Origin of the sequence: Streptomyces sp. WM6386 (assembly GCF_000972385.1) — a bacterium.
Classification (GTDB): domain Bacteria; phylum Actinomycetota; class Actinomycetes; order Streptomycetales; family Streptomycetaceae; genus Streptomyces.
The window spans coordinates 68,789-91,953 of sequence record NZ_JXTE01000023.1 but is presented as its reverse complement, the minus strand read 5'-3'; the positions used below and the strand labels follow the sequence as shown (position 1 = coordinate 91,953).

19 protein-coding genes and 1 pseudogene (1 of these 20 cut by a window edge) are annotated in these 23,165 nt (G+C 71.2%); 11 read left to right on the top strand and 9 right to left on the bottom strand.

Features of this window, described 5'->3' with window-relative positions:
* Positions 1 to 20: 20 nt before the first annotated feature.
* The 3 genes from TN53_RS16785 to TN53_RS16775 all read left to right on the top strand — a co-directional run bounded on the left by TN53_RS16785 (position 21) and on the right by TN53_RS16775 (position 5,993).
* A complete protein-coding gene (locus tag TN53_RS16785) occupies positions 21 to 2,903 on the top strand; it encodes a helix-turn-helix transcriptional regulator (protein WP_046259308.1) in 2,883 nt (960 codons plus the stop codon).
* Between the two features lie 152 nt (positions 2,904 to 3,055).
* Positions 3,056 to 3,553: a hypothetical protein gene (locus tag TN53_RS16780; RefSeq protein WP_046259307.1), complete on the top strand. Its 498-nt coding sequence runs from the start codon at positions 3,056 to 3,058 to the stop codon at positions 3,551 to 3,553.
* Positions 3,554 to 3,749: 196 nt separating this feature from the next.
* On the top strand, positions 3,750 to 5,993 hold the full coding sequence (locus tag TN53_RS16775) for a glycosyl hydrolase family 95 catalytic domain-containing protein (RefSeq protein WP_420719104.1): 2,244 nt from the start codon (positions 3,750 to 3,752) through the stop codon (positions 5,991 to 5,993).
* Positions 5,994 to 6,084: 91 nt separating this feature from the next.
* Here the strand turns inward: TN53_RS16775 and TN53_RS16770 are convergent, their stop codons facing one another.
* Together TN53_RS16770 and TN53_RS16765 are read right to left on the bottom strand one after the other, a co-directional pair.
* A complete protein-coding gene (locus TN53_RS16770; RefSeq protein ID WP_046259305.1) occupies positions 6,085 to 8,040 on the bottom strand; it encodes an N-acetylmuramoyl-L-alanine amidase in 1,956 nt (651 codons plus the stop codon).
* A 274-nt stretch (positions 8,041 to 8,314) separates the two neighbouring features.
* Positions 8,315 to 9,454, bottom strand: a complete 1,140-nt coding sequence (locus TN53_RS16765) for an aminoglycoside phosphotransferase family protein (RefSeq protein WP_046259304.1) — start codon at positions 9,452 to 9,454, stop codon at positions 8,315 to 8,317.
* Between the two features lie 252 nt (positions 9,455 to 9,706).
* On the opposite strand from TN53_RS16765, the gene TN53_RS16760 reads away from it, so the two are divergent.
* Positions 9,707 to 11,197, top strand: a complete 1,491-nt coding sequence (locus TN53_RS16760; RefSeq protein ID WP_046259303.1) for a hypothetical protein — start codon at positions 9,707 to 9,709, stop codon at positions 11,195 to 11,197.
* A 45-nt stretch (positions 11,198 to 11,242) separates the two neighbouring features.
* On the opposite strand, the gene TN53_RS16755 is transcribed toward TN53_RS16760, so the two are convergent.
* Positions 11,243 to 12,667, bottom strand: a complete 1,425-nt coding sequence (locus tag TN53_RS16755; protein ID WP_046259302.1) for a PP2C family protein-serine/threonine phosphatase — start codon at positions 12,665 to 12,667, stop codon at positions 11,243 to 11,245.
* Positions 12,668 to 13,147: 480 nt separating this feature from the next.
* Between TN53_RS16755 and TN53_RS16750 the strand changes: the two genes are divergently transcribed.
* Positions 13,148 to 13,561, top strand: a complete 414-nt coding sequence (locus TN53_RS16750) for an SsgA family sporulation/cell division regulator (RefSeq protein ID WP_046259301.1) — start codon at positions 13,148 to 13,150, stop codon at positions 13,559 to 13,561.
* Positions 13,562 to 13,574: 13 nt separating this feature from the next.
* On the opposite strand, the gene TN53_RS16745 is transcribed toward TN53_RS16750, so the two are convergent.
* Positions 13,575 to 14,672, bottom strand: a complete 1,098-nt coding sequence (locus tag TN53_RS16745; RefSeq protein ID WP_046259300.1) for a chemotaxis protein — start codon at positions 14,670 to 14,672, stop codon at positions 13,575 to 13,577.
* A 134-nt stretch (positions 14,673 to 14,806) separates the two neighbouring features.
* On the opposite strand from TN53_RS16745, the pseudogene TN53_RS16740 reads away from it, so the two are divergent.
* A pseudogene (locus TN53_RS16740) lies at positions 14,807 to 15,004 on the top strand (arginine deiminase family protein); the annotation flags it as partial.
* Between the two features lies 1 nt (position 15,005).
* Here TN53_RS16740 and TN53_RS16735 read toward each other — a convergent pair.
* Positions 15,006 to 15,419, bottom strand: coding sequence for a PaaI family thioesterase (locus tag TN53_RS16735; RefSeq protein WP_046259298.1), 414 nt, complete (start codon positions 15,417 to 15,419; stop codon positions 15,006 to 15,008).
* A gap of 80 nt (positions 15,420 to 15,499) precedes the next feature.
* On the opposite strand from TN53_RS16735, the gene TN53_RS16730 reads away from it, so the two are divergent.
* The gene (locus TN53_RS16730; RefSeq protein WP_046259297.1) at positions 15,500 to 15,925 is read left to right on the top strand and encodes a MarR family winged helix-turn-helix transcriptional regulator; all 426 of its coding nucleotides are present in this window, start codon (positions 15,500 to 15,502) and stop codon (positions 15,923 to 15,925) included.
* A gap of 141 nt (positions 15,926 to 16,066) precedes the next feature.
* On the opposite strand, the gene TN53_RS16725 is transcribed toward TN53_RS16730, so the two are convergent.
* On the bottom strand, positions 16,067 to 17,623 hold the full coding sequence (locus tag TN53_RS16725) for an alpha/beta hydrolase (protein WP_046259296.1): 1,557 nt from the start codon (positions 17,621 to 17,623) through the stop codon (positions 16,067 to 16,069).
* A gap of 273 nt (positions 17,624 to 17,896) precedes the next feature.
* Between TN53_RS16725 and TN53_RS49320 the strand changes: the two genes are divergently transcribed.
* Positions 17,897 to 18,547, top strand: a complete 651-nt coding sequence (locus TN53_RS49320) for a chaplin family protein (protein ID WP_046259295.1) — start codon at positions 17,897 to 17,899, stop codon at positions 18,545 to 18,547.
* A gap of 187 nt (positions 18,548 to 18,734) precedes the next feature.
* Here the strand turns inward: TN53_RS49320 and TN53_RS16715 are convergent, their stop codons facing one another.
* Positions 18,735 to 19,214 (bottom strand): nucleoside deaminase, encoded by a 480-nt coding sequence (locus TN53_RS16715; protein ID WP_046259294.1) that lies wholly within the window; start codon positions 19,212 to 19,214, stop codon positions 18,735 to 18,737.
* A 145-nt stretch (positions 19,215 to 19,359) separates the two neighbouring features.
* Here TN53_RS16715 and TN53_RS16710 point away from each other — a divergent pair, with 145 nt between their 5' ends.
* Both TN53_RS16710 and TN53_RS16705 read left to right on the top strand, forming a co-directional pair.
* Positions 19,360 to 20,136 carry a GNAT family N-acetyltransferase gene (locus TN53_RS16710; RefSeq protein ID WP_046259293.1) on the top strand — a complete coding sequence of 259 codons (777 nt, stop codon included), beginning with the start codon at positions 19,360 to 19,362 and terminating at the stop codon, positions 20,134 to 20,136.
* Positions 20,137 to 20,200: 64 nt separating this feature from the next.
* Complete coding sequence (locus TN53_RS16705; protein WP_324609615.1) at positions 20,201 to 21,109, top strand: NAD(P)-dependent oxidoreductase; 909 nt, start codon at positions 20,201 to 20,203, stop codon at positions 21,107 to 21,109.
* Here TN53_RS16705 and TN53_RS16700 read toward each other — a convergent pair.
* Both TN53_RS16700 and TN53_RS16695 read right to left on the bottom strand, forming a co-directional pair.
* Complete coding sequence (locus tag TN53_RS16700; protein WP_046259291.1) at positions 21,098 to 21,970, bottom strand: GNAT family N-acetyltransferase; 873 nt, start codon at positions 21,968 to 21,970, stop codon at positions 21,098 to 21,100. The genes TN53_RS16705 and TN53_RS16700 overlap by 12 nt on opposite strands.
* Before the next feature lie 196 nt (positions 21,971 to 22,166).
* A complete protein-coding gene (locus TN53_RS16695; RefSeq protein WP_046259290.1) occupies positions 22,167 to 22,436 on the bottom strand; it encodes a GlsB/YeaQ/YmgE family stress response membrane protein in 270 nt (89 codons plus the stop codon).
* Between the two features lie 258 nt (positions 22,437 to 22,694).
* Here TN53_RS16695 and TN53_RS16690 point away from each other — a divergent pair, with 258 nt between their 5' ends.
* Positions 22,695 to 23,165 carry the 5' end (the start) of a hypothetical protein gene (locus TN53_RS16690; RefSeq protein ID WP_046259289.1) on the top strand. Its footprint extends 999 nt past the window's final position, so only the first 471 of its 1,470 coding nucleotides appear in the window; it begins with the start codon at positions 22,695 to 22,697; its stop codon lies beyond the right edge, outside the window.

Below are 23,165 nucleotides of genomic sequence, written 5' to 3'. Positions count from 1 at the left end.
ACCGTGGCGGGGGGTGCACCATGGGCCGGCGCGGCATCAGGAGCAGCAGGACGCTTTTCGAGCGTGAAAGTGAACTCGCCGCCGTGGACGAGGCGTTGGGCGAGCTCACCGGTTTGCGCGCGGACGGGTCCGAGTCGGCCGGTCGGCCTCGCGGCGCTCTGCTCGCCTTCGCCGGAAGGGCCGGGATCGGCAAGACGACCCTGCTGGCCGAGGTCCGTCGGCGCGCCGCCGCACGGGGCTGCACGGTGCTCTCCGCGCGCGGCGGTGACCAGGAGCAGCGCGTCGCCTTCCACGTGGCCCGGCAACTTCTGCAACCCCAGTTCGCCGGTGCGGCGGAGGCTGATCTCCTTGCCCGGTTGGGCAGTTGGTACGACATCGTCGGCCCGGCCCTCGGGCTGTGCGCGCCCACCGACGGTGCCCCACCCGATCAGCAGGGCCTGCGGGACGGACTGGACTGGGTACTCACCCATCTCGCCGTGCGGCGTGCCCCGATGGTCCTCGTCCTCGACGACGCCCACTGGGCGGATCCTGAATCGCTGCGCTGGCTGGCCGCGTTCGCACCGCGTGCCGAGGAACTCCCGCTGCTGCTCGTCGTCGGGTACCGGCCCGACGAACTCCCCGATCACGCCGAGTCGTTCCGGGGACTGCCCGGGCGGGCCGGTGGCCGGCCCATCGACCTGGAGCCGCTCAGCGCGGTCGCCGTCGCCGGTCTCGTCCGCGAAGCACTCGGCACCTACGCCGACGACGCGTTCTGCCGCGAGTGCTGGGCCGTCACCGCAGGCAACCCCTTCGAGACCGTCGAGCTCACGGCCAAGGTGCGCGACCGCGGCCTGACCCCCACCGAGGCCGGTGCCCATCTGCTGCGCGACCTCGCCGCCGCGGTCAAGGGCAGCGGACTGATCGCCCGGCTCGAACGGCTCGGCACCTCCACCGTCCGCTTCGCCTGGGCCTGCGCCGTCCTCGGCACCGAGATCCACCCGTTGCTGGCCGCCGCCGTCGCGGGGCTCGGTCAGGAGGAGGCCGCGGACGCCGCGGACGCCCTGCGCGGCGCCCGTGTCCTCACCGGTGCCGACACCCTGGAGTTCGTCCACCCGCTCATCGCCACCGCCGTCTACCGGGCCATCCCCTCGGGGGTGCGCGTCGCCCTGCACGGCCAGGCCGCATGGTGCGTCGTCAACGACGGACAGGGCCCCTCGGTGGCTGCCCGCCACCTCCTGGAGACCCACCCCGACGGCGACACCTGGGTCGTACAGCAACTGCGTGCCGCCGCCGGCGAGACGGTCCGTTCCGGAGCCCCCGACGCCGCCCGCAGCTACCTCGCCCGTGCCCTGCGCGAACCCCCGCCCTTCGAGGACCGGGCAGCAGTGCTGTACGAACTGGGCAGCGCCTCCCTGCTCACCGAACCGGCCACCACGGTGAACCACCTGCGCGCCGCGCTGGAGGAGCCCATCGCCGACCGGCAGCTGCGGCACCACATCGTCTACCGGCTCTCCCAGGTCCTCGCCCACAGTGACCGGCTCGCCGAGGCCTCCGACACCCTCGCCCGGGAGATCCGCGTCACCGAGGACGCCCGCGTCAAGCTGCGCATGGTCGCCGAGCAGTTCATGTGGGACGCCTTCCGTGCCGACGAGCCCGACCACCCCTCCCGCTCCCGCCGTCTCACCAGACTCGCCGACCGCCTCAAGGGCCGCGACCTCACCGAGCGGTACATCATCGGCCTGCGCGCCTGGGACGCGACCCTGCGCGGCGAACCCGCCCATGTCGCCCTCCACCACGCCGAACGCGCCCTGGCCGGCGGTCTCGGCTGGGCCGAACCCGACCGTGGTTTCGAGGTGCCCGTGCTGGTGGCGATGGCCTTCATGTACGCGGACCGCCCCGGCCGTACGGAAGAGCTCTTCGCCGCGGGGATCGCCGACTTCGAACGGCAGGGCTGGCGCGGCGCCCACCTCTCCTTCGGCTACACGCTCCTCGCCTACCTCCGCTTCCGCCGCGGCCGCCTCGCCGAAGCCGAGGACTTCGTGCGCGCGGGACTCAGGCTCGCCGAACGCGTCGGTCCCGGCACACCCGCCCACTGGTACGCCGTCGGCATCCTCATCGAGGTCCTGCTGGCCCGCGGGCGCGTCACGGAGGCCGCGCAGACCGCCGAGGACTACTCCTTCAACGAACCCTTCCCGGCCGCCGTGGTCTTCCCCGACGTCCAGACCGTCTACGGCGAACTGCTGCTCGCCCGCGGCCTCACCAAGGACGCGGCCGCCGAGCTGGCGGCAGCGGGCCGCCGTCTCGACCCCCGAGGCATCCGCAACCCCGCCTGGTGCCCCTGGCAGCTCCACCTCGCCCGCGCCGAGAGCCACGACGCCCCCGAACGCGCGGTCACCACCGCCCTCGAAGCGGTGGCCCGCGCCCGCCAGTTCGGTGCCCCCTCCGCCATCGGCCAGGCCCTGCGCACGGCCGCCGAGGTGTCCTCGGGCACGGTCCGGGTGAAGTACCTGGAGGAGTCGGTCGCCCACCTGGAGTGCTCCCCGGCCGCGTACGAGCTGGCATGTGCGCTGGTGGCACTGGGGACGGAGCTGCGGCGCACGGGGCGCCCCACGGAAGCGGCGGAGCACCTCTACCGGGGCCTGGACACGGCGGTGCAGTGCGGCGCGGACGGCTTGGTGGAGGCGGCCCGCGACGAACTGGCGGCGGCGGGTCTGCGCCCGCGTCGCCTCCACAGCACGGACACGGACACGCTGACGACTCGCGAACGTACGGCAGCCACCATGGCGGCCGAGGGTCTCACCAAGCGTGAGATCGCCGACGGGCTGGGCATCGACGAGCCGACGGTCACCCGCCTGCTCTCGGCGGTCTACAGGAAGATGGGCACCGACCACCGTGGACTGGCAGCGGCTCTCGAGCCAACGTAGCGCCCCACCCACCAGGGGGCGCGCGGTCGTGTCGATGTGCGGCTCCGCCGCGTGGGCGCGACCAGCCCCCACCCACCCGCACCCGGATATCGGCCGAAGCACCCCAGGACCGCACGTGCCCATCGCCGAACGGCACCCCGTACCATTGGCGCATGTCGTTCCTCCGCCGCCGCAGCGCAACTCCCGCCGGCCCCGACTTCGATGTCCTGGCCATGGACCCGGGCGACTGGCCCGGCAACCTCGGCGCCGGTCTGCTGCCCGCCCCCGACGGCACCTGCCAGGGTGTCTTCCTGCGCTACGACCTGTTCGGCGGCCGCGGCCCCGCGATGATCATCGGCAACCTCCCCGAGGGCTCCCCGGCTCGGGACCTCGCCGAGGGCGAGGTGCCCTTCGAGGTGGCCCAGCTGCTGATCGCGCTGGAGAACGAGGAGGAGGTGACCGTCGTCGGCGCCGAGGACATGCCGGTGATGCAGGGCGACAACCTTCTGATCGTGCGGCGCCTGAAGCTCTCCGAGGGCCGGATCTCCTGCGTGCAGTTCGACCGCAGCGACAATGTCCTGGTGACCATCGCCGCGTGGGACCGCCCGATCACCGACGACCTGTACGCCCTCCTGAAGCCGCTGCCGGCGGAGCTCTTCCAGCAGGGCTGACCCCGACCCGTCCCTGTTCGGGATTCCGCCCGCCTTGTCATGACCCTTGTCGCCAAGTCATCGGACCTCTAGCGTCAAGGTCATGTCGTATGGGATCACTCGAAGAACGACGTTAAAGGCTGCGGCAAGCGGTGCCGGTGTGCTCGCGACAGGGGCCGGTGTCAGCGAGGCGGCTACCGATTCCTCCGATGTATCGGTGCAACCCTTGGCGCTCTGGTACGCCACCCCCGCCGCCGACTGGGAACGCGAGGCCCTCCCCATCGGCAACGGCGCACTCGGCGCCATGATCTTCGGGACCCTCGCCTCCGAACGGCTCCAGTTCAACGAGAAGACCCTGTGGACCGGCGGCCCCGGTTCGGCCCAGGGATACGACCACGGCAACTGGCGCGACGCCCGCCCCGGCGCCCTCACCGCCGTCCAGGACGATGTCGACGCCCGGACCACCCTCGCCCCCGACGAGGTCGCCGCCCGCCTCGGTCAGCGCCGCGTCGGCTACGGAGCCCACCAGACCTTCGGCGACCTCCACCTCGACGTCCCCGGCGCACCGGCCACCATCCCGGACGACTACCGCCGCGAACTCGACCTCGACAAGGCCGTCGCGTCCGTCACGTACACCCATCAAGGAGTGCGCCACCGAAGGGAGTTCTTCGCCTCCCAGCCCGACGGTGCGATCGTGGGGCGGCTGACCGCGGACCGGCCCGGGAGCGTCACCTTCACCCTCCGGTACACCTCACCGCGCGCCGACTTCACCACCACGGCCGCCGCGGACGGAACCCTGACGGTGCGGGGCACGCTCGCCGACAACGGGCTGCGCTTCGAGGCGCAGATCCGGGTCCACAGCAAGGACGGCACCCTCAGCTCCCACACCGACGGCACCATCACCGTGACCGGCGCCGACAGCGCCTGGTTCGTCCTGGCCGCGGGCACCGACTACGCCGACACCTACCCCGGCTACCGAGGCGCGGACCCGCACGCCGTCGTCACCCGGACCGTCGAGCAGGCGGGCACGGACCACCAGGCGCTCCTGCGCCGCCATCTCCGCGACCACCGCGCCCTGTTCCGCAGGGTCGCCCTCGACATCGGCCAGGAACCGCCCGCGGACGTCCCCACGGACCGGCTGCTGTCCGCCTACACCGCCGGCCCGACCGCGGCCGAACGTGCCCTGGAAGCCCTCTTCTTCCAGTACGGCCGCTACCTCCTCATCGCCTCCTCACGCCCCGGCTCCCTGCCCGCCAACCTCCAGGGCGTCTGGAACCGGAGCACCTCGCCCCCGTGGTCCGCCGACTACCACGTCAACATCAACCTGCAGATGAACTACTGGCTCGCCGAAGCCGCGAACCTCGCCGAGACGACGGAGCCCTACGACCGTTTCGTCGAGGCGCTGCGCGCTCCGGGACGCGTCAGCGCACAGGAGATGTTCGGCTCGCGCGGCTGGGTCGTGCACAACGAGACCAACCCGTACGGCTTCACCGGTGTGCACGACTGGGCGACCGCGTTCTGGTTCCCCGAGGCGGCGGCCTGGCTCACCCAACAGCTGTACGAGCACTACCGGTTCAGCGGCTCCACGGCCTATCTCCGCACCACCGCGTACCCGGTGCTGAAGGAGGCCACCGAGTTCTGGCTGGACAACCTGCGCACCGACCCGCGTGACGGCACCCTCGTCGTCACGCCCAGCTACTCGCCGGAGCACGGGGACTTCACGGCCGGTGCGGCCATGTCGCAGCAGATCGTCCACGACCTGTTCACCAACACCTTCGAAGCGGCCCGGATCCTCGGTGACTCGCCCGACTTCCGCCGCCGTCTGGAAGAGACGCTCGGGCGACTCGACCCCGGCCTGCGCATCGGGTCCTGGGGTCAACTCCAGGAGTGGAAGGCCGACCTGGACGACCCCACCGACGAACACCGGCATGTCTCCCATCTGTTCGCCCTCCACCCGGGACGCCAGATCGAGCCCGGCAGCCGGTGGGCCGAGGCGGCCAAGGTCTCCCTCACCGCGCGCGGCGACGGCGGCACCGGCTGGTCCAAGGCGTGGAAGGTCAACTTCTGGGCCCGGCTGCGCGACGGCGACCACGCACACCTCATGCTCGGCGAACAACTCAAGCTCTCCACCCTGCCCAACCTCTGGGACACCCACCCGCCGTTCCAGATCGACGGCAACTTCGGTGCCACGTCCGGGATCGTGGAGATGCTCCTGCAGAGCCAGCACGACGTGATCGAGATACTGCCCGCCCTGCCCGCCATGTGGCCCGACGGCTCGGTCCGGGGACTGCGCGCCCGCGGCGGTGCCACCGTCGACGTCGAGTGGGCCGGCGGCCAGGGGACCCGGATCACGCTGACGGCGTCACGGACACGTGAACTGACCGTACGCAGTGACCTGTTCAGAAGCGGGGAGCTGACCTTCAAGGCGGTCGCAGGGCGTCGCTACACCTGGGAGGCCTGATCACACCGGAGGCCGCCGCCGACACCGTCTGCCGACGGGTCCGCGACGGCCTCTCACCCGAGGAGTGGCACCGCCAACTGCCGGACGTCCCCTACCGGGAGACCTGCACGTCGACGTCCGCCGCCCGCACGAACGCCACCCGGTGGCCGTACTGGATCTCGTAGTACAGGTCCTTGCCGACCACGACCTTGTGCGAGTCCGTGGTGAACGTGACCGCGTAGTAGTACTCACCCGGCACCTCGTCACCGGCCACGTACTTCTGGTCCTTGAGCAGTTTGTACGGCAGCGGCGACACCGCCTGCGCGGGCACTCCCGTCGGGTACGCGGAGGCCTCGGGGTACGCGCGCCCGTACACCGGGACGCTCTCCACGTCGGCCCTGGGAGTCACCACCAGGCCCTTCGCGCTCACTGCGGTCGGGTCCTTCGTCGGGTTCTCGAACCAGGCCTTCTGCCCCAGGTACCAGATCGCCGTCCAGTCGCCGTCGCGCCCGGCGACCGCGTACTGCTGACCGGTGGAGGCCCGCGAGGAGATGTCGTTCACCCCGGTGCCCGGCACCGTACCCAGACCGATGTCCTTGATCAGCGGGTAGGTCCTGCCCGGCCCGGAGTACAGCCGCACCTCGCTGGAGCCGTGTGCCGCGCACGGCTCGCCCTTGGTGACGCAGCCCGTGTACTGCGGCTGGTTGGTCGCGTAGTCGGGCCGGATCGTCACCATCCCGGCCTCCTGACCGCCGGTGGCCTTGAAGGGGTGGCCGAGCAGCTCGAAGTAGTGCCGCCAGTCCCAGTACGGCCCGGGGTCGGTGTGCATGCCGCCGACGGTGGCGGTGGTCGGGCCCGGCACATTGTCGTGGCCGAGGATGTGCTGCCGGTCCAGCGGGATGCCGTACTTCTTGGCGAGGTACTTCACCAGCCGCGCCGAGGAGCGGTACATCGCCTCCGTGTACCAGGCGTCCGGATCGGCCAGGAAGCCCTCGTGCTCCAGACCGATCGACTTGGCGTTGACGTACCAGTTGCCCGCGTGCCAGGCGACGTCCTTGGCCTTCACATGCTGGGCGACATGGCCGTCGGTGGAGCGCAGTGTGTACTGCCAGGAGACGTAGGTGGGGTCCTGGACGAGGTTGAGGACGCCTTCCCAGGTGCCTTCGGTGTCGTGGATGACGATGTACTTGATGCTCTGTGACTTCGGCCGGTCGCCCAGGTCGTGGTTGCCGTAGTCGTTGTCGCCGAACTCCTCGTACGGCGCCGGGATCCACTCGCAGGACACGGACTTCGGGCACTGCGTGTCCCCGGTACCGAGCGTCCGGAGACCCGTGCGCTTCATGCCGGAGGTGTCGGGGGTGACGTCCGGCTGGGGCGCCAGGGCGACCAGTTGGCCGGCGTCCGTGGCGCGTTCCTCGCCGGTGCGGATCACGTCGTACACGTCGTCGGCGTACGCCGCCGCCGTCGCGGTGTCGTCGGCTCCCGCGAAGCGGGCCACCGCCGCGTACCAGTCCGCCGGGTCCTCGCTGAGCGGTTCGCCCAGGTCCTGCTGCGTGTTCGCCAGGAGTGCGGCGCCGCCGGCGATGTTCGCCGCGGGATCGGTCCGCAGCTCCTCGGCGCTCAGTCCGGTCAGTTCCGCCGCTTTCGGCAATGTCGTGAGCCGGGCCGGGAACTCCGTCGGCGCCGGTACCTCTGTCTCGGGCAGCAGGGGCGCCCGGGCGCTGTCGCCGCGCGCGTCCTCCGTGCCCTCGCTGTGGTGCGGGGCCTCGGCGAGGGCGGTCCGGGCGTCGGTGAGGTGCATCGGGCCGTAGCCGCCGGTCACACTCGGAGCCCCGGCGTGCGTGTCCCAGCGGGACTGCAGGTAGGAGACGCCGAGGAGGACGCTCTGCGGGACCTCGTATCTGGCGGCCGCCGAGGCGAACGCCAGCTGGAGGCTGTTCGCCGAGGTCTGTGCGCCGGAGGGGGCCGCGCCGAGCAGGGGCAGCAGCAGCGCCGCGGTGGCGACCGCGCCGACAGCGGTTCGTGTATGTCTGTGCCCGCAGGCGCTGGTCGGGTCGGATCCTCGCATTGCAGCCTCCTGGGACGGTCGGTCGCGATGAGCCGTGCGGGGCCGGACGTGCGTCAGTGGTACCGGCTGGCCGACGATCCGTCAATCATGCCCAGGGCAAGGAGAATTCCCTTGTCAACCGGGGGTCCCGGGAGTTTCGTGGCGGCACCTTTCGGGCCTGCGGGGCTTCAGTGGCTTACACCAATGGGCCGTTTGCGAGGGACCGTGCGAGGGCGGACATACGAAGGTCCGCGGTGCGCCGCTGTCCCAGGCGCACCGCGGACCTTCGTCCCCGTCAGCGAGTGCCGACCGCCGCGCGTACGGCCCGTCGGGCCAACTGGCAGTCGTCGTGCAGCCGCCTCAGCAGTAGGCGCTGCTCCTCGCCGGACGGCGCAGCACCTGGGTGGGCCGCTCCCGGTGCCGCCGGGGTCGTGTCGTGCATCGAGCGCTGCACGGCGGTTTCATAGGTACGGATCTCACGGGTCAGTACGAGCATCAGGTTCACCAGGAACGCGTCGCGCGAGGCCGGGCCCGCCGACTGCGCGATCTGGCTGATCTGACGCCGGGCCACCGGTGCGTCCCCGAGCACCGACCACAGCGTCGCCAGGTCGTACCCCGGCAGATACCAGCCCGCGTGCTCCCAGTCCACCAGCACTGGACCGGCCGGTGACAGAAGGATGTTCGAGAGCAGTGCATCGCCGTGGCAGAACTGTCCCATGCCGTGCCGGCCCGCGGTCGCCGCGATGCCGTGCAGCAGCTTCTGCAGGTCGCCCATGTCCCGGTCGGTGAGCAGCCCCAGCTCGTGGTACCGGGAGATACGGGCCGCGTAGTCCAGCGGAGCGTCGAAGGTGCCCGCCGGCGGCCGCCAGGCGTTCAGCCGGCAGATCGCACCGAGCGCCGCCCGGATGTCCGCCCGCGGCGGGGCCTCCGCCGGGTGCCGGTGCAGAGCCGCCACCCGTCCCGGCATCCGCTCGATCACCAGGGTGCAGTTGTCCGGGTCCGCCGCGATCAACCGGGGCACCCGCACGGGCGGGCGATGCCGGACGAACGAGCGGTATGCCGCTATTTCGTGGCGGATCCGCTCGGCCCATGCGGGGGAGTGGTCCAGTAAACACTTCGCGACGGCCGTGCTGCGCCCGGTCGTCCCCACCAGGAGGACGGAGCGGCCGCTGCGGCGCAGCACCTGGACCGGAGCGAACTCCGGACAGATCCGGTGCACCGACGCGATCGCCGTACGCAGCTGTGCGCCCTGGGGGCCGGACAAGTCGAGTCTCCCGCTGAGCGGTTGGGTGCCGAGCCCCGGAGCGCGCCGCGTCCTGCCGGCACCGAGCACGGGGGCCGCCGGGCGAGCGGGGTCGAGGTAGGGGCCGCTGCCCGCCGGGCGGGGGTGCAGCGGCCGGGGCGGGGCGGACACGGAGGACGATGCTGCGTACATGGGCGAAACAGATCCCTTCGTGTGCCTGCAGTGCATGTCTGCGCAGTGCGCTACCCGGCCCGACCGCCCGAGGTGCACCCTGGGGAATGCTCCCGTCATATGGCAGCGGCCGGGTCGGGGTGGCGCGTTCCTACCTGACACCCATCGCCCAGTGGCACACCATCTGGCGCACCCTGGCGAACCCTGGCGAATAGTCGCTCGGCAACTCCCACCGGGCTACTGTCAACTCAGCCGAGAACCTGGGGGCTTGACGTGAGCGGACAACCCAACACCCGACTTTCGGACCTGTTCGGCCTGGCCGGCTGGTCCAAGGGTGAACTCGCGAGGCTGGTCAACCGGCAGGCGGCGGCCATGGGCCACCCCCAGCTGTCGACCGACACCTCACGGGTGCGGCGTTGGATCGACATGGGAGAGATCCCGCGCGATCCGGTGCCCCGTGTGTTGGCTGCCCTGTTCACCGAGCGTCTCGGCCGTGTCGTGACCATCGAGGACCTCGGTCTGGTCCGGCACGGGCGTACGGGGAAACGGCAGGACGCCGGGAGTGTGGAACATCCCGACGGTGTGCCGTGGGCGCCCGAGCGGACCGCGGCGGTCCTCACCGAATTCACGGGAATGGACCTCATGCTCAACCGACGCGGCTTGGTGGGCGCGGGCGTCGCGCTCACCGCAGGATCCGCACTCAGCAGCGCCATGCACGACTGGCTGCACTCCGATCCGGCCCTGACGGCCGACGCTCCCAGGTTCGAAGATCCCCTGCACGCCGACCCCGCTGGGTTCGACCGCTACGAGGCCGCCCCCATCGGATCGCAGGAGATCGAGGAACTGGAGCGTTCCGTCGAGGTGTTCAGGGCGTGGGACGCGGCTCGCGGCGGCGGGCTGCAGCGCAAGGCGGTCGTAGGCCAACTCAACGAGGTGGGCGGGATGCTCGCCTACCGACACCCCGAACATCTGCAGCGGCGCCTGTGGGGCGTCGCCGCCAACCTCGCCGTCCTCGCGGGCTGGATGTCGCATGACGTCGGCCTGGAGCCCACGGCCCAGAAGTACTTCGTCATCGCCGCCCATGCGGCCCGTGAGGGCGGCGACCGGCCCCGCGCCGGGGAGGCGCTCTCCCGAGCGGCTCGCCAGATGGTGCACCTGGGCCGGCCCGACGACGCACTCGACCTGATGAAGCTCGCCCAGTCCGGCTCCGGAGAACAGGTGCTGCCGCGCACCAGGGCGATGCTCTACACCATCGAGGCCTGGGCACAGGCGTCGATGGGCAAGGGGCAGGCGATGCGCCGCACCCTCGGACAGGCGGAGGACCTCTTCGTCTCGGACCAGGGCGACGTGCCACCGCCGAGCTGGATGCAGACCTTCAAGGAGGAGGATCTGTACGGCATGCAGGCCCTGGCCTACCGCACGCTGGCGGAGCACGAGCCCACCGCGGCCGTGCACGCCCAGCACTACGCGGAGAAGGCCCTGGCCCTGCGGGTCGACGGGCGGCAGCGGTCGAAGATCTTCGACTTCCTGTCGATGGCCTCGGCCTGCTTCATCGCGGACGACCCGGAACAGGCGGACCGCTACGCTCGGCTGGCCCTGGTGTCGATGGGATCCAACTCCTCGCACCGCACCTGGGACCGGCTGCGCCAGATGTACCGGCTCACCGCCGAGTACTCCAGCTACCCGAAGATCTACGAGCTGAGGGAGGAGATCAAGCTGGCCCTGCCGAGGCCGGCCAAGGGCGGCGGCAGCGCACGGGCATAGAAGGTTTGTGCGCTGACACCCCGAGAATTCTCAGGCTGTCGAATCTCAGCCAGTCACCTTGGCGATGAGCACGCAGGCGTCGTCCTCGCGCGCGGTCTCGCCGAACTCCTCCACGACCATCCGTACACAGTCCTGTGCGGTGCGCGCCTCGTCGAAGCGCGGGGCCAGACCGAGGAGAAGGTTCACGGCCGCCATGCTGTCGTGCCCGGGCGCCAGCCCGTCGGTGTGCAGCAGGAGCAGGTCGCCGGCTTCGAGGGGCTCTTCGGCCTGCTCGTAGGAGGCACCCGAGGTCGCGCCGAGCAGCACGCCGTCCGGTGCGTTCAGCCTGCGCCCCGTCCCGTCGCGGAACAGCAGCGGGGCGGGGTGCCCGGCCTGCGCCCAGGCGAGTGTGCGGGTCTCGGGCCGGTAGCGGCAGCAGATGGCGCTGCCGAGCGCGGGTTGCACGGTGGCGTCGAGTAACTGGTTGAGCCAGGACAGCAGTTGTCCCGGCTGGGTGCCCGCCATGGCCATGCCGCGCACGGCACCCAGCAGGGTCGCCATGCCCGAGGTCACGGCGACGCCGTGGCCGGTGAGGTCGCCGACGCTGAGCAGCGTGTCGCCGTCGGCGAGTTCGAGTGCGTCGTACCAGTCGCCGCCGATCAACGCGCTCGTCGAGGACGGCAGATAGTGCGCCGCCAGATCAAGGGTCTCGGGGCTGCGTTGCGGGAGCCGCAGGGAGCCGCGCCACGGCGGCAGCACAGCCTCCTGCAGCTCGACCGCGAGCCGGTGCTCGGTCTGCGCGCGGTGCTGGTGGTGCTGCAGCGAGTCACGGGTCTCGCTCACCACCCGTTGGCTGCGGCGCAGTTCGCTGACGTCCCGCAGCACGGCCCACATGGACGCGGTACTGCCGTCGGCGTCGAGTACGGGCTCGCCCATCATGTGCACGGTGCGCACGGCACCGTCCGGGCGCAGGATGCGGAACTCCCCGTCGATGGGCTTGGCGTCGACGAGGCAGTCCGTGACCATCGACGTCAGCTTCGGCCGGTCCTCGTCGAGCACCAGGGACGGCAGTTCGTCGAGGGTGAGCGGGGGAGCGGCCGGGTCGCGGCCCAGGATCTGGTAGAGCTCGCCGGACCAACTGGCCTCGTCCGTCAGCAGGTTCCACTCCGCGCTGCCGACCCTGCTGAGCAGGGAGTCGCGCCGGGGAGTGGTCGGCGCGGCCGGGGCGGGTGCCGGCTCGACCGCTGCGGGTGCGGGTGGGCCCTCCCGCAGCTGTGCCAAGTGCTCGTCGAGGTCGTTGAGTTGGTGCAGCGCCAGGTCGTACAGCGCGCGCTGCCAGCGTCCCTGGGGGTCCGATCCGTCGTCCTGGGCGTCCCGTCGTACGGCGTCCACGTCGCCCTTGAGCCGTCGCGTCTGCGATATGAGCGCGTCGACCGAGCCGCCACCTGGCGGCTGGGCGGCTGGGCGGTCCGCAGAGAGATGGGACGGCATGACGCGCTCCGATGCGGGGAGATACGACCAAGGCTGACGGAGGGACCGTTACGACTGTGGCACAGCCCGCGACGCCCTGTAAGGGATTCGGCAACACACGATACGGTGGTGCTTCTGGCATATGCCACAGTCTTCACGGAGGGGTTTCCCCGTGTGATTGGCGTACGTCACCCGATGGGGCAAGTCGTAGTCAGAATACGTGAGTTGACGGATCGTCCGGGCCTCCGGGTCGGCATTCATCTATGTGTTCGACGGCTCCGTGTTCTATGGGGTGGCGGCAGTCGTGGATCGGGCCGCGCCAGGGCTCGCCACGCAGGGGGTCGACGGTGGCTTCGGAGGGCGGGGAATCACTCGGACCTTTGGTGTGTGATGCAGGTCACATCAATTGATTCGGGCTTCGGCGTAATGCAAACGGCACCTGCGAGGTCGTAAAGACATCGGCACATTCGGCCGACCTCCGACCCGCAGTGGAGACCGACCATGGACATCGACCTCGAGCAGCCCGCCCACGGACGCCTGATCACCGCCGACGAGCAGGAACTGCCCGTCCCCACGACGCTCCGCTACACCTCCGCGGACCCGCTCGCGGTGCACCTCGACTTCCCGCCCGAGGTCGCGCTCGACGGTGAGGTGGTCAGCTGGACCTTCGCCCGCTCCCTCCTGGAGGCAGGGCTGCGCGCCCCGGCGGGCGGCGGGGACGTGCACCTGTGGCCGTGCGGCCGCGCCCGTACGGTCGTGGAGCTCCACTCGCCGTACGGGCTGGCCCTGCTGCAGTTCGACACCTCGGCGCTGCGCCGCTTCCTGCTGCGGACGTACGCGGTGGTCGCGGCCGGTCAGGAGGACGTGAGCGCGGAGGTGGACCGCGGTCTCAGCGCCCTCTTCGGAAGTGTCTGAGGGTGCTGCGGTGTCAGTACCGCAGAACTCCCGCGATCCCGCTCGCGTCGCCCAGCGTGCCGTCCGGTACGAAGCGGACGTCGGCGCCGGTCTCCAGGCACTGCTCGACGATCTCGTCCACGATGTCCTCGCGGGCGTCGAGATCGCCGCTGATGGCGGGGACCAGGTGGTCGCCGCCCTCGTCGCGGACGGTCACCCGGTAGTTCTCCTCGACGGCCAGCAGGCGTACGCGGCCGTCCCGGGCGCTCTGCCACACCTCGTCGACGCCGGACGCGAACGCCCGGCGACCGCGCGCCGTCTCCAGCTCGCGGGCCACGGCGGCGGTGTTCTTGCGGGTCTCGGCCTCCTGCAGAGGTCGTACGGTCTGCCACACCGCGTCCGGGGTGCCGTGCGCGAGGCCGCCGTGCGGGACGTGCACGGCGTCCTTGGTGGCGCTTCCGACCCCGTCCAGCGCGGACAGCGCCGCGGTCTCACCCGTGATGTAGAGCGGCCGCGGGTCCTCCCGCAGGAGTCTGCCCATCGCGGTGTCGGCATCCCGCAGGAAGTGACGGGTGCCCTCGTCGCGGAAGGTGCTCGGCAGATCGCCGATCCGCTCCTGGCGCTCGGCGTCGAAGTTCTCCCGGCTCCTGGTCAGCGGGAAGCCGCCGACACGGTGCTCCGTGACCCGGTCCGTGCCGCCGTTCCACAGCGTGACCTGGTCGGCGGAGACCGAGAGCACCCAGAACGGGCGCTCGGAGGCCTGCGCGGAGACGAGATTGCGGGTCAGGAAGGTGTCCGAGAGGACCACCCGTTCGGGTACGGCGCGGGCCAGCGACCACACCTGGTGCTCACCCGGAGCCGCGAAGATCACCAGACCGTCCTCGGCATGAGCCAGGTCGACCTCGGAGAGGGCCTGGTCGAGCTGTCGTTCGACGTCAGCGCGCCGCTCCCGGCTGACGGCGGGATCGGCCTCCAACTGCTTCTTGGCCTCGGCCACGACATTGCGCAGCCGGACCGGGTCCTGGGTGTTCTCGGGCTCCCGGCGATGTGTCGGCGTCAGCACGGACACGGCCGGATAGGGGCGCGGGCGCCGCAGCTCTGTGAGGGTCGTGGGACTGAGTGCGTGCTCCATATCAGCACGATAGGACTGATTGCCGGATAGGGCATTAGGGGCAACCAAGTCGGGCATTCAGGGTAATTCGCTGTTAGCGTCGCTTGAGTCGCCGGATGACGTTCGCCGCATCACCGAGGGACGGCCCTGTGCCGCAGTGGGACAGCGGCAACAACGCGGTCGCGCTCGAGCCCGGCGTGGTGTTCACCTACGACCGCAACACGCAGACCAACACCCTGCTGCGCAAGGCGGGCATCGAGGTCATCACCATCGTCGGCGCCGAGTTGGGGCGCGGGCGCGGCGGCGGGCACTGCATGACGTGTCCGATCGTGCGGGATCCCGTGGAGTTCTGACCTAGCTCTTCGAGTCGATCACCGCGATGTTCCCCTGGGCCACCGCGCACAGCGTCTGCTTTCCGTCGGCGTCGACCGTGCTCACGTCGCAGCGGCTCACGACACGGGTGCGGCCGGCCCGCACCACCTGGGCGTGCGCGCGCAGGGTCTCGCCCGTCGCCGGGCGCAGGTAGTCGATGGTGAAGCCGGAGGTGATCAGGCCCGGCCCCACCACGGTGGCCGCGGCGAGCGTCAGCGTGTTGTCGGCCGCATAGGAGACCACTCCGCCGTGGACGAAGCCGTACTGCTGGAGCAGCTCCTGCCGGATGTCCAGTTCGAGGGTCGCCTCGCCGTCCCCGAACGCCGTCACGCGGGCGCCCAGCAGTCTGCTGAACGGCTGCTCCGCGAGGACCTTCCGTGCGAGGTCCAGATCCATGGTCAGGCCCTACCTCTCGATATCACTTCACTAGTGAAGTGAGGGTGGCGCGGCTCGGTGTCGTCTGTCAAGATCGGCCCATGGTCGAGCCGGATCAGCGTCTGTACTACCTGCTGCAGCGGGCGGCACACCGTCTGCGCACCACGCTGGACCGGCGCTGCCTCGCCGTCGCCGGCGTCACCACCGCACAGCTCGGCGCGCTGTTCGCCGTACAGGAAGAGCCGGGCATCACCCAGCAGGGGCTCGCACACACCCTCGGTCTGCGCGAGTCCGCCGTCACCGGACTCGTCGGACGCCTCACCACGGCGGGGCTGCTCTCGCGGCAGGCGCACCCGAGGCAGCACCGGGCCGTGGTGCTGGAGTTGACGGAAGCCGGGGAGGCGGCACTGAAGGCGGCCCGGCCCGAGATCGACCGCTTCAACACCGAAGTGCGCGCCCTGCTCGGCGACGACGGCTTCGGGCAGACCGCGGCCGCCATGAACCGCCTCGCGCACTGGGGAGAGTGAGTCCCGGACGAAGGAGGCCGGATCGGCCGTCCACACGTCGGCCCTCCCAGGCCTCCGGCGGTTCCTGGATCGCCTCACCCGCCCCGAGCTCGGCCGCAGTGAAGGCGCGGCCCCGGTGGGACGGGTCGGCGGCGACGGATTTCACCGGTCGTCCTCCTCCGAACCGCAGGAGCTGCCGCTGGGCGGCAGGGTCCCGTACAGGAGGAAGCTGTCGACCTTGCGCTGGACGCACTTGGAGGAGCCGTACCCGGTGTGGCCGTCGCCCTTGTTGTCGAGCACGACCGCCGAGCCGCCGAGCCGCTTCGCCGTCTCCACGGTCCAGCGGTACGGCGTCGCCGGGTCGCCGCGGGTGCCCACGAGGAGCATCTTCGGGGTGTGGACGTCCCGGACCTCGTCGCGGATGAAGTCGGTGCCCTTGGGCCGGCCGTAGCACGTCAGCACCTCGGTGAGACGGTAGCGGCCGAAGACGGGGGAGGCGTCCTCGTACTCGGCGCGCAGTCGGCCCAGGTCGCGGGTGATCTCGTCGGCGGTGGGCCGGTCGGGGTCGTCCGCGCAGTTGATCGCCATCAGCGCCGCCGGCAGGTTGTCCAGCGGGACCTCGTCCTCGTCGGCCAGATCGCCGTCGTTCCTCGCGCGGACGGGGAGCGCGCTCCCGCCCGACGCGAACGCCTCGATGCCCCGGGTGTCCCCGTCCTCGACGAGCTGGGCGAGGGCCCGCTCCAGCAGGGGCCACAGTTCCCTGCTGTAGAGGGCCTGGCTGATGGCGCCCACGAGGTCCTGGCCGGTGAAGTCGTAGCCCCAGTCGGACGGCAGCGGATCCTGGTCGAGCGAGTCGACGAGCCGGACGACCTGCTCCCGGGCCTTGCGCGGATCCTGGCCGAAGGGGCAGGCGATGTCCTCGGTGCACCAGTCGATGAAGTCCTCCAGCGCGGTCTGCTGGCCCTCCGCGCCCACCCTGCTCTGCTCGGTGAGCGGCTCCGTCAGGGTGTCCACACCGTCGAGCACCAACCGGCCGACCTTCTTGGGGAATTGAGCGGCGTAGACCGCACCGAGCCGGGTTCCGTAGGAGAAGCCCAGGTAGTTGAGCTTCTTGTCGCCGAGGGCCGCGCGCATCACGTCCATGTCGCGGGAGGCGTTGACCGTGCCGATGTGCGGGAGGACGGGGCCGGAGTGCTCGGCGCAGGCGGCGGCGACGCGCTTCAACTGCCGCAGCAGCGCCCGCGGGTCGTCGCCGTCCTCGGCCGCCGCGAGCGCCTCGTCGGTGCCGTCTCCGCAGCTGACCGGCGAGGACCGGCCGACGCCGCGCGGATCGAAGGACACGACGTCGTATCCCTTGGCCAGCCCCATGAACTCGTTGCCGCTCGAGGCGAGTTCACTCACGCCGGCGCCACCGGGGCCGCCGAAGTTCAGCAGCACCGAACCTCTCGACTTCCCGGTCGCCCGATAGCGGGCCAGGGCCAGTTGGAGCGTTCCGGACGCGGGCTCGGCGTAGTCGAGGGGGACCGTGACCTTGCCGCACTGGAGATCCTTGGGCGCCTCCATGCCCTCGCACTTCGACCACATGACCTTCTGGTCGTAGAACCGTGAGAGGTCGGGCCCGTCGCGGTGGGTGGTCGCCGTCGACAGACCCGCGCCCAGTAGGGCGAGGCCGACCGCTCCGGTCATCACGCAGCGCCGCGTGGACAGCTTGGCCAGCATCGATGCCTCCAGGGGCGCACGCTGCGGACCGCGAGAACAGCGCCCTCGATCACGATAAGCGGCCCCCGGAAGCGCCGCCTCCGCACGGGCGGGCCGGTGCGGAGTGCCTTATCCTGCGCCCCTCCACAGGCATTCGACGGTTTTACGACTAGTTCGACAACCGTGACGCTCGATGGGGTGAAAGGCCGATAAGCCATAACTCGGATGGTTCGTCTGCGTTTTATGCCATGCGGGTGAGTGCCCGCGAACCATGTTCTGGAAGGCAGGGAACCTATGAAACGGGTTACCCGAAACGGTGTGATCGCCGTCGCCGCCGTGTCCGGCGCGATGGCTGTGGCGATGCCCGCTTACGCCGACTCCGCGGCGGACGGTGAGACGGCCGGCTCGCCCGGGGTCGTCTCCGGCAACACGCTCCAGCTCCCGGTGCATGTCCCGGTGAACGTCTGCGGCAACACCGTGAACGTGGTGGGGCTTCTCAACCCCGCCGCGGGAAACACCTGTGTGAACGAGGGCGACGAGGACGGCCCGGCGCCCGCGGGCGCCGCCGCGCAGAGCAGCGGAAAGGATTCGCCGGGGGTGGTCTCCGGCAATGGTGTCCAGCTTCCGGTCCACCTCCCGGTGAACGTCAGCGGGAACGGTGTGAGCGTGGTCGGGGTCGGCAACGCGGCCGCCGGCAACGAGTCCGTCAACACCTCCGGTGGCCGGCCCCCCGAGACCCCGGTGAAGCCGGCACCCGAGCCGGAAGCCGCCCCTCCGAAGCCGCACCCGGGTCCGAGGGCCGACGGGCCCGGGCCGGGGCGGCCCGTGGGCTCGCTCGCCCGCACGGGAGCGGACCAGACCCTCCCCGCCGTGGCGGGCAGCGCCGCGCTGATGCTGGGCGGAGTCGCCCTGTACCGCCGCTTCCGCCCGCAGTCGGAGCGCTGACCGCTCCCCGCGGAGATGGAAGGCCCCACCGGGCGATCGATGATGACCGGTGGGGCCTCCGCCGACACCGGCCGAGCGCACGCGGGTCCTTCTCGTCAGCACGCCGGGTCCCCCCTTCGGACGCCGCGGCGAGCGGCACCATCCCCGTCCGGTGCCATACGCCGGGAGAAGACCGAGATCGCGGGCGTCACCCCTGGTGGAAGCGCCGGTGGAGCGCGTGCACCTCCTCGGCGAGCGCAGGCACCGGGCCCTCCACGGTCACCCCGGGTGCCACCTCGTGCACCGGCAGGGTCCGTACCGGTGGCGCCGGAACCCCCAACTGGCTCAACCAATGGGCCAGTTGTTCCGAGGAGGCGACGTAGACGATGCGGCCGAGGCCCACCCAGGCGTGGGCGGCCGCGCACATCGGACAGTGCTCGCCGGCGGTGTACACGGTCGCCGCCGCCCGCGCCTCGGGCGACATGTGGGCCGCGGACCAGCGCGCCAGCTCGAACTCGGGATGGCGGGTGCGGTCCCCGGAGGCCACCCGGTTGTGGTCCTCGGCGAGCACCTCGCCGGCCGCCCCCACCAGCACCGAACCGAACGGCTCGTCCCCCGCCTCCAGGGCCTCGGCGGCCAGCTCCACACAGCGGCGCAGATATGGCAGCTCGGCGTCCTTCACGACCATGACGTACGACCCTTCCGGCGGTGTGATCTTGGATCAGGCACTCTATGTCCGCCCGCGCGCGGGCGGGAAGGCGCGGCGCCCGCACCTCCTGGTGATGGCCCGTAAACGTGTTGCCGCACGGGCTCCCTGATGTTGGAGTGAGTCCATGGATCACGCCGCGGTACTCGCCCTGTACGACCGGGACATGCGTGAAGGCGCACAGCCGGACAGCCCCGAGTCCCGGATCGAGCGGGTCGGCAAGGTGGTCCGCCAGGTCTCCTCCGAGCGGGGCTGGAACGGTGTGGTCTGGTCCGACCTGGACGCCGGCGGCGCGGACGCGGCGATCGCCGAGCAGATCTCGTACTTCTCCGGGCTCGGTCGCGAGTTCGAGTGGAAGCTCTACGGGCACGACCTGCCGGTCGACCTCGGACAGCGGCTCAGGACGGCACGGTTCACCGCGCAGCCCGAGGAGACCCTGATGATCGGCGAGGTCGCCGACCTGACCCTCGACGCCGAGCCGCCCGAGGGTGTCCGGATCCTGCCCGTCACCGACCGGGCGGGCGTCGATCTCGTGGCGGACGTGCACGAGGCGGCCTTCGGCACCGACAGCACCCGGCTGCGCCACCAACTGCTCGCCCAGCTCACCGCCGACCCGGACACCGTGGTCGCCGTCGTCGCCGTGGCCGGGGACACCCCGGTCAGCGCGGCCCGGATGGAGCTCGTGCCCGGCACCCGGTTCGCGGGCCTGTGGGGCGGCGGCACCGTCGAGGCCTGGCGCGGCCGTGGCATCTACCGAGCCCTGGTCGCCGTGCGCGCCCGCGAGGCGGTGGAGCGCGGCTACCGCTATCTTCAGGTGGATGCCATGCCGGCCAGCCGCCCCATCCTGGAGCGGCTCGGCTTCGAGCCGCTGACAACGACCACTCCGTACCTGTACACACCGTGACGCGGACCACACTCCGGGGGGATGTCACATCCGCGGCCACCCGATCCGTCGCAAGGGCATGACGATGAACCAGAGCATCCTTCTCGCAGGCGCCGGCGGGGCCCTCGGCCGCCAGATCAGCCGAGCCCTCACCGAGGCGGGCCACAAGGTCACCGGGCTCGGCCGCAGGCAGGGCAGCGACATCCGGGCCGACCTCCTGGACCGCGACGCCGTGTTGCGCGGCGTCGACGGCCACCGCTTCGACACTGTGATCCACGCGGCGACCGCCCTGAGCAAGCCGCCCATGCGGCACCGCGACATGTACGCCACCGACGCACTGCGCATCGAGGGCACCGCCCACCTGATCGAGGCCGCCCAGGCCGCGGGGGCCCGCCGCTTCGTGTCGGAGTCGATGGTCTTCGGCTACGGCTACGGCGACCACGGCGACCGGGAACTCACCGAGGACGACACCTTCGGCCCGCGCGGCAACGACCCGGAGCTGGAGCGGCACCTCGACGGCATGCGCACCAAGGAACGGCTGACCTTCGAGGCCGAGGGGCTGGAGGGCATCGCACTGCGCTACGGCGCCTTCTACGGCCCCGGCGGCACCGAGAACCTGGTGCCCATGCTGCGCAAGCGGCAACTGCCCGCCCCCGCCGACCACGGCCGGGTCCTGCCGTGGATCGAACTCGCCGACGCGGGCCGCGCCATGGCCGCCGCCGTCGACAAGGGCCGCCCGGGACAGGCGTACAACATCGCGGACCGCACCCCCATGGGGTTCCGGGGCTACCTCGAGTGCGTGTCCGAGGAGTTCGGCCTGCCGAAGCCGATGACCGTACCGATGTGGCTGATGCGGCCGATGTCCTACGCGCAGGTGGTGGTGGCGGCGACGCTGCGGGTATCCATCGCGAAGGCCGAGCGGGAACTGGGCTGGACGCCGGTGTACCCGTCCTGCCGCGAGGGCGTGGCCGCGCTGCGTGCCTCACAGGTCTAGCTGGTACTCCAGCGCCTTGTGGGTGGGCACGTAGCCGAGGGCCTCGTTGACGGCGAGCATGGGCGCGTTGCTGTTCGCGGTGTCGGTGAGCAACCCGGCGAGTTCCGGGTGCCGTTCACGGGCCCGGCGGATCGACGCCGCCTTCATCCAGCGGGCGAGGCCACGGCCGCGGTGCTCCGGCAGCACCGCCGTACCGTAGTGCTGTCCGTCGCCCCGGCCGTCGCCCGGCACGACGAGTTCGGAGAAGCCGACGACCGATCCGTTCGCCGTGTCCACCGCGGCGACGGTGTGCAGCAGTTCACCGCGCCCCGCCACCGCCTCGGCCGCGGCGACCACCCGCTCCACGTCCCAGACGGCCGTGCCGTAGTCGGTGCCCTCCATCGGCATGTCGTCCATGGCCCGCCGTGAGTCGGCGTAGGACTGGGCGAGTTCGTCCGGCACGATGCCGTCCCACTCGGTCAACTCGTAGCCGGGGCAGGGCTGTTCCCGCACCGCGGTGACATCCGCTTCGGCCAGCGCGAGTCTGGCGTACGTCAGGGAGAGCACCGGGCGGAAGCCCCGGGCCGCCAGGAACCGGTCGGTGGGGGAGCCCTGTTCGGCCTGCGCGAGGACGGTCCGCCGCCCCTCGGCCCGCGCCGCGGCCACGGCGGCCTCCAGCAGGAGGGTGCCGACGCCCCGCCGCCGCTCGGCGCCGTGCACGGCGATCTCCAGTTCCGCGAGATGCTCCTGCCCGGCCTTCGTGAACAGCCGGAGGAAGGCTGACCCGGCCGGTGCTCCGTCGGCCGCCGAGGCCAGCCAGGCCAGACGGCGGCTGGAAGCGCCGGGTGCGGGGTCGGCCAGCGGGATGATGCGCAGGGTCAACGGGGCTCCGTCAGGGTCGGGTCGGGCGGTGGGCCGCAGAAGCAAACCACCGCCGGACCACGCCCGCAACGGGATTTCGATGCCGCAGATCGCACCCGCCGCACCGGTCGGACTCGTCGCGTCACCCGTACTTACCGCACTGTCGCGCCCGCCCTGTTCGCCGCGTCCGTCTACTCGTCGAACCCTTCGCCCACAGTCAGCGGCGCGCCCTCGGCCTCGACCGGTCCAGCGCGGCGACGCCGAGCGCGGCGAGACCGATCTGGATGAGCCACTCGAGCCAGTCGATGCCCTTGGTGTCGCCTACGTCGAACCCCGCGGCGATCGCCGAGCCGAGCAGTGCGGCCACGATGCCGACGAGGATGGTCAGCAGGATCCCGATGCGCTGCCGGCCCGGGATCACGAGTCGGCCCAGCACACCGATGACGATGCCGATCACGATCGCGCTGATGATGCCCGAGATCTCCATCTCCGCCCCTCTTCTCAAGACCCCCGCAGTAGTTCGGATGCCCCCGGGCGGCGGGTACAGTCCGTCCGCTTTCCACCACTGGCCAACACGGCGCCAAGCTCTGGCCCGGTGTCGAAGTGATGCCTGTTCAGTTCCCGGCTTGCCATGTACCGTTCAACTCACCGTCGCCCGGCACTCGTACAACCGAAGTTCTGCGCGCGCAGAGCGATCTCCTTTTTCTACGCGCGTAGCCCCCGACCCTTCACGGAGGTACGCCGGATGCCCGGACCCACCAGACCCCGCCACCGACTCACCACCTCACTCGCCGTACTCGGCCTGCTCGTCACGGGCGCCGCCGTCCACACCGCGGCCACCGCCACGCCCGCCGAGGCGGCCACCCCGCACCGCATCCTCTTCGACAACGCCCACGCCGAGACGGCCGGCAACGCCGACTGGATCATCTCCACCAGCCAGCCCGACCCGTTGGGCCAGGACTCCTCGCCCTCCGCGGAGACCGACTGGACCGGCGCCATCTCCTCCTGGGGCGTCGCCCTGCAGAAGACCGGCGACTACAGCCTGAAGACGCTCCCGTCGGGCAGCAGTCTCACTTACGGCGGATCCGGCGCTCAGGATCTCGCGAACTTCGACACACTGGTCCTGCCGGAGCCCAACACGCTGTTCACGACCGCCGAGAAGACGGCGATCATGAACTTCGTGAAGAACGGCGGCGGCCTGTTCATGATCTCCGAC

Coding starts and splice junctions, on each gene's coding strand:
- TN53_RS16785 (WP_046259308.1), top strand. CDS start 21: ATGGGCCGGCGCGGCATCAGGAGCAGCAGGACGCTTTTCGAGCGTGAA.
- TN53_RS16780 (WP_046259307.1), top strand. CDS start 3,056: ATGTCGTTCCTCCGCCGCCGCAGCGCAACTCCCGCCGGCCCCGACTTC.
- TN53_RS16770 (WP_046259305.1), bottom strand. CDS start 8,040: ATGCGAGGATCCGACCCGACCAGCGCCTGCGGGCACAGACATACACGA.
- TN53_RS16765 (WP_046259304.1), bottom strand. CDS start 9,454: ATGTACGCAGCATCGTCCTCCGTGTCCGCCCCGCCCCGGCCGCTGCAC.
- TN53_RS16755 (WP_046259302.1), bottom strand. CDS start 12,667: ATGCCGTCCCATCTCTCTGCGGACCGCCCAGCCGCCCAGCCGCCAGGT.
- TN53_RS16750 (WP_046259301.1), top strand. CDS start 13,148: ATGGACATCGACCTCGAGCAGCCCGCCCACGGACGCCTGATCACCGCC.
- TN53_RS16745 (WP_046259300.1), bottom strand. CDS start 14,672: ATGGAGCACGCACTCAGTCCCACGACCCTCACAGAGCTGCGGCGCCCG.
- TN53_RS16735 (WP_046259298.1), bottom strand. CDS start 15,419: ATGGATCTGGACCTCGCACGGAAGGTCCTCGCGGAGCAGCCGTTCAGC.
- TN53_RS16730 (WP_046259297.1), top strand. CDS start 15,500: ATGGTCGAGCCGGATCAGCGTCTGTACTACCTGCTGCAGCGGGCGGCA.
- TN53_RS16725 (WP_046259296.1), bottom strand. CDS start 17,623: ATGCTGGCCAAGCTGTCCACGCGGCGCTGCGTGATGACCGGAGCGGTC.
- TN53_RS49320 (WP_046259295.1), top strand. CDS start 17,897: ATGAAACGGGTTACCCGAAACGGTGTGATCGCCGTCGCCGCCGTGTCC.
- TN53_RS16715 (WP_046259294.1), bottom strand. CDS start 19,214: ATGGTCGTGAAGGACGCCGAGCTGCCATATCTGCGCCGCTGTGTGGAG.
- TN53_RS16710 (WP_046259293.1), top strand. CDS start 19,360: ATGGATCACGCCGCGGTACTCGCCCTGTACGACCGGGACATGCGTGAA.
- TN53_RS16705 (WP_324609615.1), top strand. CDS start 20,201: ATGAACCAGAGCATCCTTCTCGCAGGCGCCGGCGGGGCCCTCGGCCGC.
- TN53_RS16695 (WP_046259290.1), bottom strand. CDS start 22,436: ATGGAGATCTCGGGCATCATCAGCGCGATCGTGATCGGCATCGTCATC.